Origin of the sequence: Micromonospora sp. NPDC048947 (assembly GCF_040649495.1) — a bacterium.
GTDB classification, from domain to species: domain Bacteria; phylum Actinomycetota; class Actinomycetes; order Mycobacteriales; family Micromonosporaceae; genus Micromonospora; species Micromonospora alfalfae.
This window is the reverse complement of record NZ_JBEZFO010000015.1, coordinates 111,994-127,751: the sequence shown is the minus strand read 5'-3', so window position 1 is coordinate 127,751 and position 15,758 is coordinate 111,994. Positions and strand designations below refer to the sequence as shown.

14 protein-coding genes and 1 pseudogene are annotated in these 15,758 nt (G+C 70.3%); 2 read left to right on the top strand and 13 right to left on the bottom strand.

The features are described from left to right. Positions 1–117: 117 nt before the first annotated feature. From AB0B98_RS21900 to paaA, 10 genes and pseudogenes are all read right to left on the bottom strand, one after another. Positions 118–1,395, bottom strand: coding sequence for a geranylgeranyl reductase family protein (locus tag AB0B98_RS21900; RefSeq protein ID WP_357364851.1), 1,278 nt, complete (start codon positions 1,393–1,395; stop codon positions 118–120). 140 nt (positions 1,396–1,535) lie between these two features. Beyond that, positions 1,536–1,760 (bottom strand): hypothetical protein, encoded by a 225-nt coding sequence (locus tag AB0B98_RS21895; protein ID WP_091395588.1) that lies wholly within the window; start codon positions 1,758–1,760, stop codon positions 1,536–1,538. Positions 1,761–1,846: 86 nt separating this feature from the next. Next, positions 1,847–2,557, bottom strand: a complete 711-nt coding sequence (locus AB0B98_RS21890) for a demethylmenaquinone methyltransferase (protein WP_196920656.1) — start codon at positions 2,555–2,557, stop codon at positions 1,847–1,849. 798 nt (positions 2,558–3,355) lie between these two features. After that, positions 3,356–4,411: pseudogene (locus tag AB0B98_RS21885) on the bottom strand (cell wall anchor protein); the annotation flags it as partial. 374 nt (positions 4,412–4,785) lie between these two features. Further along, positions 4,786–5,976 (bottom strand): cyclic dehypoxanthinyl futalosine synthase, encoded by a 1,191-nt coding sequence (gene mqnC, locus AB0B98_RS21880; RefSeq protein WP_357364849.1) that lies wholly within the window; start codon positions 5,974–5,976, stop codon positions 4,786–4,788. A gap of 339 nt (positions 5,977–6,315) precedes the next feature. After that, positions 6,316–7,425 (bottom strand): 1,2-phenylacetyl-CoA epoxidase subunit PaaE, encoded by a 1,110-nt coding sequence (gene paaE, locus AB0B98_RS21875; RefSeq protein WP_238668735.1) that lies wholly within the window; start codon positions 7,423–7,425, stop codon positions 6,316–6,318. Next, positions 7,422–7,916 (bottom strand): 1,2-phenylacetyl-CoA epoxidase subunit PaaD, encoded by a 495-nt coding sequence (paaD, locus tag AB0B98_RS21870; protein ID WP_357364920.1) that lies wholly within the window; start codon positions 7,914–7,916, stop codon positions 7,422–7,424. The genes paaE and paaD overlap by 4 nt, the downstream gene beginning before the upstream one ends. A 23-nt stretch (positions 7,917–7,939) precedes the next feature. After that, entirely contained in the window at positions 7,940–8,665 is a 726-nt protein-coding gene (gene paaC / locus AB0B98_RS21865; protein WP_238668733.1) for a 1,2-phenylacetyl-CoA epoxidase subunit PaaC, read from the bottom strand. Then, positions 8,662–8,946: a 1,2-phenylacetyl-CoA epoxidase subunit PaaB gene (paaB, locus tag AB0B98_RS21860; RefSeq protein ID WP_238668904.1), complete on the bottom strand. Its 285-nt coding sequence runs from the start codon at positions 8,944–8,946 to the stop codon at positions 8,662–8,664. Before paaB ends, paaC begins: the two co-directional genes overlap by 4 nt. 32 nt (positions 8,947–8,978) lie before the next feature. Beyond that, positions 8,979–10,055 (bottom strand): 1,2-phenylacetyl-CoA epoxidase subunit PaaA, encoded by a 1,077-nt coding sequence (gene paaA, locus AB0B98_RS21855; RefSeq protein WP_238668732.1) that lies wholly within the window; start codon positions 10,053–10,055, stop codon positions 8,979–8,981. A 372-nt stretch (positions 10,056–10,427) separates the two neighbouring features. Between paaA and AB0B98_RS21850 the strand changes: the two genes are divergently transcribed. Further along, complete coding sequence (locus AB0B98_RS21850; RefSeq protein WP_357364847.1) at positions 10,428–11,417, top strand: hypothetical protein; 990 nt, start codon at positions 10,428–10,430, stop codon at positions 11,415–11,417. Then, on the top strand, positions 11,417–12,373 hold the full coding sequence (locus AB0B98_RS21845) for a hypothetical protein (protein ID WP_357364845.1): 957 nt from the start codon (positions 11,417–11,419) through the stop codon (positions 12,371–12,373). The genes AB0B98_RS21850 and AB0B98_RS21845 overlap by 1 nt, the downstream gene beginning before the upstream one ends. Before the next feature lie 90 nt (positions 12,374–12,463). Here AB0B98_RS21845 and AB0B98_RS21840 read toward each other — a convergent pair whose 3' ends face one another. The 3 genes from AB0B98_RS21840 to AB0B98_RS21830 are packed head-to-tail and all read right to left on the bottom strand — an operon-like array spanning position 12,464 to position 15,276. Next, positions 12,464–13,315, bottom strand: a complete 852-nt coding sequence (locus tag AB0B98_RS21840; RefSeq protein ID WP_357364843.1) for a menaquinone biosynthesis protein — start codon at positions 13,313–13,315, stop codon at positions 12,464–12,466. Further along, the gene (locus tag AB0B98_RS21835; protein WP_357364841.1) at positions 13,267–14,649 is read right to left on the bottom strand and encodes an MFS transporter; all 1,383 of its coding nucleotides are present in this window, start codon (positions 14,647–14,649) and stop codon (positions 13,267–13,269) included. The genes AB0B98_RS21840 and AB0B98_RS21835 overlap by 49 nt, the downstream gene beginning before the upstream one ends. Positions 14,650–14,691: 42 nt before the next feature. Further along, positions 14,692–15,276 (bottom strand): winged helix-turn-helix domain-containing protein, encoded by a 585-nt coding sequence (locus AB0B98_RS21830; protein ID WP_357364839.1) that lies wholly within the window; start codon positions 15,274–15,276, stop codon positions 14,692–14,694. Positions 15,277–15,758 lie beyond the last annotated feature (482 nt).

Sequence of the window (15,758 nt, the reverse complement as noted above, 5' to 3'; positions counted from 1 at the left end):
CTTCCCTGCCCTCGGTGCTTGACGAAAATCACACTATTCACGTCCCTCGCAGTGGCAGTCGGCGGGGGTCGATCTTTGTCGGCATCGGCGCCGTGACCAGCGCCGATGCCGTCCTACCTAGACGGCCGGGGCGGCCTTCGTCATCGCGTTGATGACCCGATCCATCGCGTCCCCGCCGCGCGGGTCGGTCAGATTGGCCAACAGCTTGAGCACGAAACGCATCAGCGTCGGGTGCGGCATGCCGTGTTTGGTGGCGATCCGCATGATCTCGGGGCGGCCGATCAGTTTCACGAAGATGCCGCCCAGCCGGTAGTAGCCGCCGAGCCGCGCCTTCAGCTCGTTCGGGTACGCCAGCAGCGCGCGCTCGCGTTCCGGGCCGGCCGGGCGGGCGAGGGCCTGGACCATGACCTCCGCGGCCAGTTCGCCGGACTCCATCGCGTACGCGATGCCCTCACCGTTGAACGGGTTGACCATGCCGCCCGAGTCGCCGACCAGCAGCACGCCCCGGGTGTAATGGGGCACCCGGTTGAAGCCCATCGGCAACGCGGCACCGAGGATCGGGCCGTCGGCGTTGGTCTCGTCGGTCATCCCCCAGTCTTCCGGGGTGTTGGCGAGCCAGTCGGTGAGCAGCCGGCGGTAGTTGGTCTTGCCGAACGCCGAGGACGAGTTGAGCACGCCGAGCCCGACGTTGACCCGCCCGTCACCGAGGCCGAAGATCCAGCCGTACCCGGGCAGCAGGTTGTCACCGCTGTCCTTGCTGCGCAGCTCCAGCCAGGACTCCAGGTAGTTGTCCTCGTGCTTGGCCGGCGAACGGTAGTAGCGGCGGACGGCCACACCGATCGGCCGGTCCTCCCGCTTGGCCAGCCCGAGCGCGAGCGGGAACCGGCCGGAGACGCCGTCCGCGGCGACGACCAGCGGGGCGTGGAAGGTGGTGGGCTCCTTGCCCGGCCCGACCTCCGCCTCGACGCCGGTGACGCGGCCGTCGTCGTCGAGCACCGGGCCCAGCACGTTGACGCTGGTCCGCAGTTTCGCGCCGGCGGCCACCGCCCGCTGGGCGAGCAGGTCGTCGAAGTCCAGGCGCGTGCGCACCAGACCGTAGTTGGGGAAGCTGGCCAGCTCCGGCCAGTCCAGTTCGAGGCGCACCCCGCCGCCGATGACCCGCAGACCGCGGTTGTGCAGCCAGCCAGCCTCGGGCGAGGTGTCCACGCCCATCCGGACGAGCTGACGCACCGCGCGCGGGGTCAACCCGTCGCCGCAGACCTTTTCCCGGGGGAACTCGGTCTTCTCCAACAACAGCACCCGTACGCCGTGCCGGGCCAGGTGGTACGCGGTCGCTGACCCACCGGGACCGGTGCCCACGACAATGACGTCGGCATCGTGTTCCACCGCGGTCATTTCGCGCCTCCTCCCGCACGCTCGTGAAATGCTTCACAAGCCAGACGGGACGAGTGTATGACCGGCGTCATACCAGCGCAGGATCAGGGGTACCTAACTCGCCGATGTGACAGCTCACCACCGTCCACAGCGGTCAGCTGTCACGCCGGGCTGGAGGCGTCCAGGCCCGCATCGACCCGAATTGTCTCCGGTAGATGCTCGCGGAGCGCCCCACCCGCCGCCCGGTCCAGAGCCGCCAACACCTCGGCGACCACCTGCCGGACCTCCACCGGGTCGGCACCGGCCAACTCGCGCAACTGGGAGATGAGTTCGGCCGCGTCGTCGTCGGTGGCGGCCACCGGGTCCGCCGGGTCTGCTCCGGTCATGCGATCGAGCGTACGGGCAAAGTGGACTAAAGTCCGATATTAACGAAACCTGAATAATGTCCGTACCGGGCGGGTGCGGTATCCCGCTACTCGCGGATCCCCCGGTGCAGGGCCACCACGCCACCGGTCAGGTTGCGCCACGCCACGCGCCCCCACCCGGCCGCCGCCACCCGGCCGGCCAGCGCGGACTGCGCCGGCCAGGCCCTTACCGACTCGGCGAGGTACACGTACGCCTCGGGGTTGCTCGACACGGTCCGGGCCACCGCCGGCAGCGACCGCATCAGGTACGACAGGTAGACCGTCCGGAAGACCGGATTGACCGGGGTGCTGAACTCGCAGACCACCAGCCGGCCGCCCGGCCGGGTCACCCGGGCCAACTCACGCAGCGCCGCGTCGGTGTCGTTGACGTTGCGCAGCGCAAACGAGATGGTCACCGCGTCGAAGCTGGCGTCGGCGAACGGCAGCCGCAGCGCGTCCCCAGCCAGCAGCGGCACCTCGGGCCGGGCCCGCTTGCCGGTGTGCAGCATGCCCAGCGACAGGTCGACCCCGACCGCGTACGCCCCGGACTGGGCCAGCTCGCGCGTCGAGACGCCGGTGCCCGCCCCCACGTCCAGGACCCGCTCACCCGGCCGCAGCCCGAGCGCCGCCCGGGTCGCCCGCCGCCAGGAACGATCCTGTCCCAGCGAGATCACCGTGTTGGTCAGGTCGTAACGCTCTGCCACGCCGTCGAACATCGCGGCGACCTCGTGCGGCTGCTTGTCCAGACTGGCGCGCTGGCCCTGCGGGGTACGGCTCACCCCCTCACTCTGCCAGCCGCCCGCCAACCCTCGTTCGCTGGGTGGGCGGCACACACCCGGTACGCGAAAGGGCGGGGTGGTCGCCCACCCCGCCCTCGCGTCGTGCCCGCGTCAGTGACAACTCGGTCAGGACGCCTTTCGCCATCGCACCCGTCGCTGGCGCGCCTCGTCTGCGCGCCGCCGGTCAGGGCACCGGTGTCAGTCGGTCGACGTCTCGTCGGTCGGCGAGACCAGGACCACCTTGCGGCGACGGGTGAGCACCAGCAGCGCCCCACCCACCAGCAGGATGATCACGCCGATGCCGCCGATCAGCCCGACCTGCACACCGGTCACCGGCAGGCCGCCACCGCCCGGGCCACCACCGGCGGAGCCACCACCGGCACCCGGCGAGGCGGTAGTGCCCGGCGTCGCCGTACCGCTGGGGATCGGCGTCGGCGTGCCCGTCGCGGTCGGCGTGGCCGTCGGCGTCGCGGTCGGCGTGGCCGTCGGCGTCTCCGTCGCGGTCGGCGTCGGCGTGGGCTTCTCCGTCGGGGTCGGGGTGACGGTGGGCGTCTCGGTCGGAGTGACAGTCGGCGTCGGGGTCGGCGTGAACGTCGGCGTCTCGGTCGGGGTCACAGTCGGCGTCGGCGACTCGGTCGGCGTGACAGTCGGCGTCGGCGTCGGCGTCTCCGTCGGGGTCGGCGTCTCCGTCGGAGTGACAGTCGGCGTCGGCGTCGGCGACTCCGTCGGCGTGACAGTCGGCGTCGGCGTCGGTGACTCCGTCGGCGTGACAGTCGGCGTCGGCGTCGGTGACTCCGTCGGCGTGACAGTCGGCGTCGGCGTCGGTGACTCGGTCGGGGTGACAGTGGGCGTCGGCGTCGGCGTCGGGTCGACGGCCAGGTCGACGAAGACGTCGAAGATCGCCTGGTTGTCGCCCTCGTCGATCTCGGTGAAAGCCTTCCGCTGGGCGGTGTTGGCCCGCCGCGGCTGCTCCTCGGGCCTGCCGGCTGCCACGTCCAGGCCGTGCGCCACCAGCTCGCCGACCCGCAGCACGGGCTCGGTGACGTCCTTGCCGACTGTCACCTTGATGTCCGCGGTGTAGTAGTCACCGGGCCGGATCACCGCGCCGTCGTCCTGGCAGAGCGCCTGAGCGACGCCGAAGGTCTGCGTGGTGCATGTGTCCGGCAGGGTGTCGAAGGTGACGCCCGCCGGGAGGGTCAACACGTAGGCGAGGCCGGTGGCCTTGCGGCTGCCGTCGTTGTAGACCGCCCAGTCGACCGGCACCGTCTCGCCCGGCCGCACCGGCCGAAGGTCGGGGTCGTCGCCGTTGACGCCGTTCACCACGACGTTCGCGTTGACGTCCTGCACCCAACTGGTGAGGTCGTATCCGGGCTCGGTGACGGTGATGTCGTGCTCGACCTTGTTGTCGTCCTCGTTCGGGTCCTCGGTGGCCGAGCGGATGGTGACCACCAGAGTGCCGGCGTCGCCCTTGCCACCGGTGGAGAAGATCGGGATACCGAAGTCCTCGCTGGTGCCGGCGGCCAGGTCGCCGAGGCGGCAGGTGAACTTCTTGCCGTTCACCCGGCAACCGTCGGGCACCACGACCCGTACCTTGTTCGTCTTCAGCTTGCCGGTGTCCACTGTGTAACTGACACCCTTGGCGTCTTCCTTGCTCCGGGTGTTGTCGACCGAGAACTTGAACGGCTTGCTCTTGGCCTCCGTCACACCCTTGGCCAGGTTGTAGCTGAGCGGCACCAGGGCCAGGTCGGCCTCCTCGGCCGCCAGCACTGGAGCGGCCACGGCGGCGATGCCGCCGGCCGCGAGCAGCGCCACGACACTGGCGCGTACCAGCGTCGAGCGGTGGAACGCTGTCATCAGTCCCCCGGGGGTAGGGAAGAAAGAATGGTTGCGGAACGAGCGGACGTTATCGGAGGCCGATCTGCCACGCCAGCAGGCGGAGCCGTTTTCATCCGTCCGGTCCGAGCTGGGCAGACAGTACGGGCGGGATGGTCACCCATCCCGCCCGTACTGCCGTGCGTTATATGAACGACCCGCAGCGGGCCGATGGAGGACAGCCTCGTCCGTCGACGGTGGCGACGGATATGAGCCGGGACGCTAGCCGCCGACGATCATCTCCACCAGCCCCGCACCGGAGAGGCTGACGCTGCGGCGGCGGGGACCACCCGTACCGCCGGGGTGATCCGGCGGGAGCATGAGCGTCGATCAGCCGAACGGCCGGGTGCCGACAGTCAGCTGACGTCCACCAGGGGCAGGGATCGACCCGCGCCGCCGCCGAGCAGCGCGATCGAGGAGAAGTGCGAGACCACCCGCTCATCGGTCGGGTCGTCGGCCGGCGTGTGGTGCACGGCGAGCCGGTTGTAGAGGGTGTCGCGCTGCGCCGGGATCCGGTCCGCCGAGCGGATCATGCCGATCAGCTCGTGCAGGTTGGAGCGGTGCCGGGCACCGGCGGAGGAGATGACGTTCTCCTCCAGCATGATCGAGCCGAGGTCGTCCACGCCCATGTGCAGCGCGAGCTGCCCTACGTCCTTGCCGGTGGTCAACCAGGACGCCTGCAGGTGCGGCACGGTCTCGAAGAAGAGCCGGGCCACCGCGACCAGCCGCAGGTATTCCAGGGTGGTCGCCTGGGTGCGGCCCTTGAGGTGGTTGTTCTCCGGCTGGTACGTCCACGGAATGAAGGACCGGAAACCGCGGGTGCGGTCCTGCACGTCACGGATCATGCGCAGGTGCTCGATCCGCTCGGCGTGCGTCTCGCCGGTGCCCATCATCATGGTGGCGGTCGACTCGATGCCCTGCCGGTGGGCCAGCTCCATGACCTCCAGCCAGCGCTCGCCCGACTCCTTGAGCGGGGCGATCGCCTTGCGGGGCCGCTCGGGCAGCATCTCCGCGCCGGCGCCGGCGATCGAGTCCAGCCCGGCGGTCTTGATCCGGGCGATGGCCTCGTCCAGGCTCACCCCGGAGACCTTGGCCATGTGCAGGATCTCGCTGGGGCCGATCGAGTGGATGACCAACTGCGGGTACGCCTGCTTGACCGAGGAGAACAGCTCCTCGTAGTACTCCACGCCGTAGTCCGGGTGGTGCCCGCCCTGGAGCATCACCTGGGTGGCGCCCAGCTCGACCGCCTCGCCGCAGCGGCGCAGAATCTCCTCGGTCGGGTGGGTCCACCCTTCCGTGTGCTTGGGCGCCCGGTAGAACGCGCAGAACTTGCACGCCGTCACGCAGACGTTCGTGTAGTTGATGTTGCGGTCGATCAGGTAGGTGACGACGTTGTCCGGGTAGCGCCGCCGACGCACCGCGTCCGCCGCCTCGCCCAACGCGTGGAAGGGCGCCTCGGTGTAGAGCAGCAGCGCCTCCTCGGGCGTGATCCGCCCGCCGTCAGCGCCACGCTGCAGGATGTCGTCGATCTCCCGGCTCACCGTCACACCCCGAGCCTACGTCGCCCGATCAGGGGCTGGCATTCCGCTCTGTCTCCCGTGACGCGCACCCCAAGCGGCACTCCGACGCGGCGAGCTGTCCGGCGGCCAGATCTTGGACACTTTCCGTTCCGCGCTGACGGAAACTGTCCAAGATCTGCGCGACTTCCCGTCCCGTCCGCCAACGACTGACGCTGGGCTCACTGGGCGCGGTCTGGCAGACCTTTCGGAAGGCGGGGTGATCCAGGGCAACGCACCGTCTCGGCAGCCGCCGCACGTAGTAGGTCGGCCGCCGTCCCCCGGTGACCTCGGCGAACCGCTCGACGAACTCCCTGTCGTTCGGCGTCGTCATGCGTCGTAGTCGACGGTGAGCTTGTCGGTGGTCGGGCTGGACTGGCAGGTCAGCACGTAGCCGGCGGCCAGTTCGTCGGGCTCCAACGCGTAGTTGCGGGCCATCGTGACAGCGCCGTCGACGACCTTCGCCTTGCAGGTCGAGCAGACGCCACCCTTGCAGGCGTACGGCAGCTCACCCCGCACCTTGAGCGCGGCGTCCAGCACCCGTTCCTCGCGACCCATCGTGAAGCTCGACGACCGGCCGTCCAGCACGATGGTCACCTCGGCCCCGGCGCCCGCCTGGTCGACGGGTCGGCGCACCGGCTCCGGCGGCGTGTCGACGTGGAACAACTCGGTGTGCACCGCCGACTCGGGCAGCCCGCGTGCGGTGAGCACGTCCCGGACGTCGACCACCATGCCGTACGGGCCGCAGAGGAACCACTCCTCGATCAGGTCGCCCGGCACGATGGTGCCCAGCAACCGGCCCAGCCGCTCGGCGTCGATCCGACCGGAGAGCAGCGGCGACTCGCCCTGTTCCCGGGAGAGGACGTGCACCAGGTGCAACCGGGTGGGGTAGCTGTCCTTCAGGTCGGCCAACTCCTCGGCGAACATCACAGTGTTCGCCGTGCGGTTGCCGTACACCAGTGTGAAGGTGCTGGCCGGTTCGACGGCCAGGGCGGTCGCTACCAGCCCGAGCACCGGCGTGATGCCGGAGCCGGCGACGACAGCGCCGTAGTGCCGCACCCGGTCCGGCGCGAACGCCGTGGTGAAGGTGCCCAGCGGCGGTAGCACCTCGACGGTGTCGCCGCCGCGCAGCGCCCCGCAGGCGAACGCCGAGAACGCGCCGCCGGGGATCTCCCGCACCCCGATCCGCAACCGGCCGTGCCGGGCCAGGTCGTCGGGGGTGGAGCAGATCGAGTACGACCGGCGCACGTCGGCGCCGTCCTCCGCGGCTCGCCGCACTGTGAGGTGCTGGCCCGCGCGGAACGCGAAGGTTTCCCGCAGTTCCTCGGGTACGGCGAAGGTGACCGCCACGGAGTCGTCGGTGAGCCGGTCGACGGCGGCTACGGACAACGGGTGGAAGACCGGCCGGCGGCGAACCGGGCGGGTAATGGTGACAGTCACAGCGCCTTCAGGTGGTCGAAGGGTTCGGAGCAGGAACGGCACCGCCACAGTGCCTTGCAGGCGGTGGAGCCGAACCGGCTGACCTGCTCGGTCTCCGGCGAGCCGCACTGCGGGCAGCGGACCGCGAGCGTCAGTGACACGACGCCAGTGGTGCGCACCGGGGCCGGCGGGGCGATCCCGGCGGCGGCGAGCTTGGCCCGCCCATCCTCGGAGATCCAGTCGGTGCTCCACGGTGGGCTGTAGACGGTCCGGACCTCCGCGTCCGGGTGGCCGGCAGCGGCGAGCGCGCGGCGGATGTCGGCCCGGATCACGTCCATCGCCGGGCAGCCGGTGTAGGTCGGGGTGATGGTGACGGTGACCCGCCCACTGGCCGGATCCTCGTCGACCGCGCGCAGGATGCCCAGCTCGTCGATGGTGATGACCCGGATCTCCGGGTCCACGACGCTCGCGGCGGCCTGCCGTGCGCTCGCCCTGCCGGTGGCGTTCGCGATGGTGGGGCTCGCGCTCCTCGCGCTCACCACTTCGCTCCGGGGTGGGCTCGGTGCAGCACCTGCATCTCGGCGAGCAGGTAGGCCAGGTGCTCGGTGTGCACACCGGCCCGCCCACCGGCGGGGGCCCAGGCACCACCCGGCTGGGTGAGCGTCGCCTCGGCCAGCACCGGCCCGACGACCTCGTCGAACGCCGGCCGCAGGGTGGCCGGGTCGACCGGCGCCGCCGGGTCCGCGACGAACAACTCGTGGGTGTACGGCCACACCTGGTCGACGGCCGCCTGCATCCGACGATGCGACTCCTCGGTGCCGTCACCGAGCCGCTTCACCCACAGCGCGCCATGGTCCAGGTGGTACGCCGACTCCTTGCGCGCCTTCGCGCCGATCGCGGCCAACCGCTCGTCCGCACAGCCGGCCAGCGCCGTGTACAGCGGCAGTTGGTACGCCGCCAGGAAGAACAGCTTCGCCATCGTCACCGCGAAGTCGTCGTTGGGCAGCTCGACCAGGAGCACGTTGCGGAACTCGCGGTCGTCGCGCAGGTACGCCAGCGCGTCCTCGTCGCGGCCGGCGCCCTCCAGCTCGCCCGCGTACGACAGCAGCAGGCGCGCCGCGCCGAGCTGGTCGAGGGCGATGTTGGCCAGCGCGATGTCCTCTTCCATCTCCGGCGCGCGGGTGGTCCACTCGGCCAGCCGCTGGGCCGCGATCAACGCGTCGTCGGCGAGGGAGAGGGTGAAGTCGAAGGGCCCGTTCACAGGTGGGCCACCCCGTCCGGCACCTCGTAGAAGGTGGGATGGCGGTAGACCTTGTCGGCGGCCGGGTCGAAGAAGGCGTCCTTCTCGTCCGGGCTGGACGCGGTGATCGCGCCGGCCGGCACCACCCAGATCGACACACCCTCTTGGCGGCGGGTGTAGAGGTCGCGGGCGTTGCGCAGGGCAAGCTCGGCGTCGGGGGCGTGCAGGCTGCCGACGTGCGTGTGCGACAGCCCACGCCGGGCCCGAACGAAGACCTCCCACAACGGCGAATGACTCGTCATGCCTGGTTGCTGGGCTTGCTCGCTACGCTCGCTCACGCGGCCACCGTCTCCTTCTGTCCCGCCCGCTTCGCGGCGTATGCCGCGGCGGCCTCGCGTACCCAGGCGCCGTCGGCGTGCGCGGCCCGGCGGTGGGCCATCCGCTCCCTGTTGCACGGCCCGTCGCCGGAGATCACCTGCATCAGCTCGTCATAGTCCGGCTGGGTGTAGTCGTACGCCTGCCGCTCGTCGTTCCAGCGCAGGTCGGCGTCGGGGATGCGCAGCCCGAGGATCTCGGCCTGCTGGACGCACATGTCGACGAAGCGTTGACGCAGATCGTCGTTCGAGAAGCGCTTGATCTTCCAGGCCATCGACTGGGCGGAGTGCGTGGAGTCGCCGTCCGGCGGGCCGAACATGGCCAGCGACGGGTACCACCAACGGTCCACGGAGTCCTGGGCCATCGCCTGCTGGGCGGGGGTGCCGTGCGCCAGGGTGTGCAGGATCTCGTAGCCCTGCCGCTGGTGGAACGACTCCTCCTTGCAGACCCGGATCATCGCGCGGGCGTACGGGCCGTACGAGCAGCGGCAGAGCGGCACCTGGTTGACGATCGCCGCACCGTCCACCAACCACCCGATGGCGCCAACGTCGGCCCAGCTGAGGGTGGGGTAGTTGAAGATCGAGCTGTACTTCTGGCGGCCGTCGAGCAGCAGTTGGACCAGCTCGTCGCGGCTGATGCCGAGGGTCTCGGCGGCGGCGTAGAGGTAGAGGCCGTGACCCGCCTCGTCCTGCACCTTGGCCAGCAGGATCGCCTTGCGCTTGAGCGACGGCGCCCGACTGATCCAGTTGCCCTCCGGCTGCATGCCGATGATCTCGGAGTGGGCGTGCTGGGCGATCTGCCGGATCAGCGTCCGCCGGTACGCGTCGGGCATCCAGTCGCGGGGCTCGATCTTCTGCTCGGCGTCGACGACCTCGGCGAAGTACGCCGCCAGGTCCTCGTCCGGCGCGGGCCCGCCACGCCGCCCGCGCGCGGCCGCTGCCCGCAGCTCGGCCTCGGCGGCCTCGACCTCGCCCAGCAGGCCGCCGGATGCCTCGTCGGTGGCGCCGTTCGGGGCGGAGAAGTCGTTGCCATACATGAGGCTAAGTGTTACAGCTTGCGCCGCGTTGCACCAGGGGGTGTAACAGGAATCCGCGCATCCCATCTGTGAGCGCATGAGCGCTTTGCGCTACTTGGACACCGTCATCTCGTCGTGACCTAGGCCACGAAACAAAGGTGAATCCCTGCAAAAACCTCATACCGGCCCCATATCCCGCCTTTATCGCAGGTTGCCTAGTGTCGAACCCTGGCGGTCCGCCGGTCCGGACGTAGACTTCTGCCGGACAACCGATCGGGCTGCCGACATCGACATATCTACTGAGGCCACCTCCCCCGGCCCCGGCGATCGCATCCGATTCGTCCCGACGACAAGCCGGTCCCCCCGGCCCTGACACCTGGAGTTCACCCACTCATGCGATCTCGCGTGACCCTGGTGCTCGCCATCACGGCAGTCGTGCTCGGCGGCGTCCTACTGGTCCCCACCGCGTACGCCCGACTCGCCAGTGACGACAGCGGCGGAGGCGGCGGCGGAGGTACGTCGACCGTCGCCGCGCCCGCGCCCGCCCCACCACCGCCGCCCACCCTGGCGGCCGGCCCGGTGTCGGTGAGCTTCAAGGGTGAGTTCTTCTCATGGGCCCTGATGGATCGCAAGACGGGCAAGATCTCCGGGTCGTCGAACATGACCGCGACCAGCTCCACCGAATCGATGATCAAGGCGTGGATCGTCTCCGACTACCTGCGACAGCTCGGCGACAGGGAACCGCCCGCAGCGATGAAGGAGGCGGCTCGACTCGCCATCGTCGACAGCAACGACAAAGCCGCCAACAAGGTCCACGCTGCCGCGGGTGGCTCCTACAAGCCCTCGTCGAGCAGCGTTCCGGACGCGGTGATCCAACGGGCGATCAAGATCTGCGGGCTGACCGACACCAAGCGCGGCAACACGCAGCCGTACACCGGCTTCTGGAGCTATACCCGCATGTCTCCCCGGGACGCGGTCCGGGTCGGCGACTGCATCGCCGACGGTAAGGCTGCCGGCCCGAAGTGGACCAAGTGGGTGCTTGACCAGATGAGCAAGGTCAAGGGCACCACCGCGGCCAAGGACCAGAAGGCCTCGTACGGTGGTGGCCGCTGGGGGATCATCGACGGTCTACCGAAGTCGATCACCGCCCAGGGCCCGGTCAGCATCAAGAACGGCTGGACCCCGATCTATGGCGACGGCAACTGGCACGTCAACTGCCTCGCCGTCACCAGCAAGTGGAGCCTCGCGGTGATGCTGCGCTACCCGATCAGAACCGGTCTGGACTACGGCGCGAAGGTCTGCGCCAGTGTGGCCACCCAGCTGGTCACCCCGCAGCCGGGCGCCGCGCTCAAGGTGCCGCAGCAGCCGGTCGGGAAGCTCTGATGGCCGGCAACCGTCGGGTCGATCGCGGCGGCGAGACCTCCCCGATTCGGCTGATCGCCGTCGCGGTCATCCTCGTCGGGCTGGTCCTGGTGTCGTTGCGGCTACTACCCGGGTCGCCGTTCGAGTCGTCCGCAGCGGCCAAGTGGGGTGACGCCGGCTCCGGCACCAGCGACCGCCCCACCGGCGCCGGCACCGACCGCAGCGCCCGCCAGCCGTCCTCGCCGTCACCGAGCCCCAGCCCGTCGCTGGAGCCGCTGCCCTTCGTGGCCAAGAACCTCGATCTGGACATCGAGGGCTGGTACTCCTGGAGCGTCCTCGACCGCCGAACCGGAAAGATCATCGGTTCGAAGAACATGGGCGAGACCAGCACGACCGCCTCGATGATCAAGGCCTGGATCGTTGCCGACTACCTGCGTCGCGCCGCCGATGCCGGCCAGACGCCGAGCGACGCGAAGCTCGCCGACGCGACGCGGATCATCCGGGACAGCGACAACACCCGGGCCGAACAGTTCTACAACCAGGTCGACCGGGACGCCTCGATCAAGCGGCTCATCTCCATGTGCAAACTGACCGACAGCAGTGTCGCCCCCGACCGCGGCTGGAGCCGGACGGCGCTCTCCCCCCGGGACACCGCCCGGATGGGCAACTGCATCGTCACCGGCACCGCCGCCGGGCCGAAGTGGACCAAGTGGCTGCTCAACGAGATGAAACTGGTTCGCGGTGCCGGTGACTTCGGTATCCGCAAGGCCTTCCCGGCCGCCGAGCAGAAGAAGATCGCCATCAAGAACGGGTGGATCGACCGGACCAGGGAGCAGGAGATGCACATCAACTGCCTGGCCATCGGCGACACCTGGACGATGGGCGTGATGGTCAAGTACCCGATCAACATGGGCTACGACTACGGCATGAAGAACTGCGAGAAGATCACCGAGGCGCTGCTCCGCCCCGGCACCTGAGTCGCTCAGGCTGACGCCGGCCGCACCGACCCGGGGGCTCCGAACCGAGATCTGGCGGCTCGGCGCTTCGCCGGGCCCGCTTGGCAGCGGTCAGCCGGCGAAGAACTCCGGGCCGCCCTCCGGCAGCGCCGGGGCCTCGCCGATGGCGGCGGCCCGCCGAGCCCACTCGCGCAGCCCGGCGACCTGCCGGTCGCCGAGGGAGAAGTCGAGGGTTCGGAAGTACGTGGCAAGCGTCTCCGCGTCGAAGGTCTCCCAGCGGGCAGCCGCCTCGGCGACCTGGTCCAACTCGGCCAGGCAGAGATCCCGGGAGCGCAGGAAGGCCTCGTGCACCTCCTTCACCAGGCCCGGATGGGCGGCGGCGAAGTCGCGGCGGACCGCCCAGACGGCGAAGACCATCGGCAGCCCCGTCCACTCCCGCCACGCCTGCCCGAGGTCGGTGACAGTGAGGCCCTTCCGCGGCGCCTCGTAGTACGCCCGCAGCGCCACGTCCCCGATCAGCACGGCGGCGTCGGCCTCCAACAGCATCTGGGTCAGATCCGGCGGGCAGCGGAAGTACTCGGGCCGCACGTTGTACTGCTCGGCGAGCAGCAGCTGAGCCAGCATGACCCCGGTCCGCGAGGTGGAGCCGAGCGCCACCCGCGCGCCGTCCAGCTCGCCGAGCGGCCGGGTGGAGACCATGTTGACGGAGAGCACCGGCCCGTCGCTGCCCACCGCCAGGTCCGGCAGGAGCAGCAGCTCGTCGGCGTGCTTCAGATACTCCAACAGCGTGATCGGGCCGATGTCGAGGTCGCCGGCGACCAGCGCCGCGCTCAACCGGTCCGGCGAGTCCTTGTGCAGGTCGACGTCGAGCAGTGCACCGGAGCGCATCAGACCCCAGTAGATCGGCAGGCAGTTCAGGAACTGGATGTGCCCGACCCGCGGGCGTGCGATGCGCTCAGCCATGGCCCGACCGTATCCCCGGCGGCTGGCTCCGGCTCGGCGGGTCGGCCCGGAGTGGCCAAGCCCGCACTTGACGACCGTCGTGCCGCCCCGGTCACGAATGGCACGAAGACCAGCACCACCAGCAGCCCGACCACACCGACACCGGCGATCAGCGGCCGAGGCGGAACGACAGCGAGCAACGCCCCGCCGATCAGAAAGCCCGCCATCGAGCCGCCCTGCACCGCCGCGCCGTAGCTGGCGTACGCCCGGGCGCGCATCGCCTCCGGTACCCGCCGAGCGGTGAGCAGGTTGGCGAAGACGTTCTCGCCACCGTTGGCGGCACCACCCACCAACCAGAGCGGCACCAGCACACCCGCCGCCGGCACCATCGACGCCAGCAACACCATCAGGCTGCACACGGCCAGAGTGGCAAGCACTCCCCGTACCAACGCGCCGTCGTCGTCAAGCCGCCTGGCAAGTCGTACGGCGAGCCAGGTTCCCGGCAGCATGCCGGCCATCCACGCGGCACTCACCAGGCCGTACGTGGTCGCCGAACCCTCCAACGTCTCCCTGATGAAGAAGACCTCGATCACGTTGATGCCGCCGATCGCCGCGATCACCACAGCGGTACTCACCACCATGACGAGCATCAGCGGATCGCGGCGCAGTCGCCAGCCGATCTCCGTACCCCCAGGGGTTGCCACGCCGCCCGAAACGGCCGGGCCGCTCACCGCCGTGGTCGGGCTGGCGGCGGCCTCGCTGCTCACGGCGGCGGGGGACCGGCCGCCGCGTCGGGTCCGCAGCAGCAGGCCCGCGACCACGAGCGCCAGGTAGGTCGCGGCATCGAGGAGCAGCGGTACGCGCGTGCCGAACTGTCCCACCAGCAGGCCGGCCAGCACCGGGCCTCCGAGCGCACCGAGCGAGACAGCGGTCTGGCTGATCGCGCTGGCCCGCGGCAGGTCGGCCGGACGGACCATCGCCGGCAGCAGCGCGGCGAGACAGGGTTGGGTGACCGCGAGCCCGCAGGCCAGCAGGGCGACGAGGCCCACCACCAGCACCGGTTGCTCGACGACGGCGAGCAGCGCGCAGATTGCGGCCTGCCCGAACCCGATGGTCACCAGCAGGGTACGGCTGTCAGTCCGGTCGGCGAGTCTGCCCGCGAGTGGGGCGAGGACCACAAGGGGCAGGGTGGCGGCCAGCAGCAGCCCCGACACGGCCAGCCCGCCGGCGCCGGCACCCTGTAGCGCCAGCGCCAGGGCGGTCGCGGCGAGGAAGTCGCCGCAGATCGTGATGCCTCGAGCGGCGGCGGCGAGCCAGACGTCGGACCAGCGCGACTCGTCAGTTGTGAAAGACATACTTCGAAAATAATCCTTCACAACTACTTCATGCAAGCCTGGCTATGCCAGCGGCACCGTCCGGTACTGCACAGCGACAGTGCGCGCCCCCTCCGGCGGTTCACCCTGCCGTCGCCGCGGGTGATACGGCCGGAGCAGCGCCAGCACCGCCTCGTTCAACTCGACCAACTCCTCGGCGGTGAGGAGCAGCAGCGTGTCGCTGAACAGGGCCGTGTCGTACCACTCGGCCGGCTCGTCCCCGGCGCGGCGCAACCAGTCCCGGGTCCGCTCCATGGCCCGGACCGCATGCGCCTCCACCAGCGCCTGCTCGGCCGCACGCGCCTCAGGCCCGGCATCACGACCCGCCTCGACCAGCACACTCACACTCGGCACACGCCACAACCGCTCGCGCGCGTCCCCCCGACTCGGCGCCTGCTCAACCAGACCGAACTTCGCCAGCGCCCGCAGGTGGTAACTGGTTGCGCTCGGCGACAGCCCGACGATCTCGGCACACTCGGTGGCAGTCCCACCACTCTCGCGGCTGTTCAGGTACTCCATGATCGCTATCCGGGCCGGATGGGCCATCGCCCGCATCACCTGGGGGTCGCTGATCGTCATCCGGCGCGATTCGGAGCGGGCCTCGGTCATATGCCCATGATCCCGCCAGCCCACCCCAACCTGCCATCACCCCCGCGGCGCGGCCCGACCGCGCGGCCAGCGCGGGCTTGGCGGACGGCCTCGGCGGACGGCCTTAGCGGGCGGCCTTAGCGGACGGCCTCGGCGGACGGCCTGGGCGGACGGGCAAGCGGGGCACGGCGAGCGGGCAGCTCCCGGTGATCGACTCGACTTCCTGGAAACCGCGGCGTCTCACCAACCCAGACACCGCGACTTCCTGAAAGCCGAGTCGATCAACCGGAGACGCAGCCCTCACGGCACGGCACGGCGCGTGGCGGGGCATGGCGGGGCGTGATCGCCCGGCGAAAGCCGGCCAGGCAACACGCCGTCTCGGACAGGTGGTCGCGTCGGTAATTCGCTGGATACGTCGGGTTGGGGGGCGTAGGGTTGCAGCCCGCTTGACGGCCGAGGTGAGCTGCACCGGAACGGACGTCTTCGCGCCGGGCGGCCGGCCA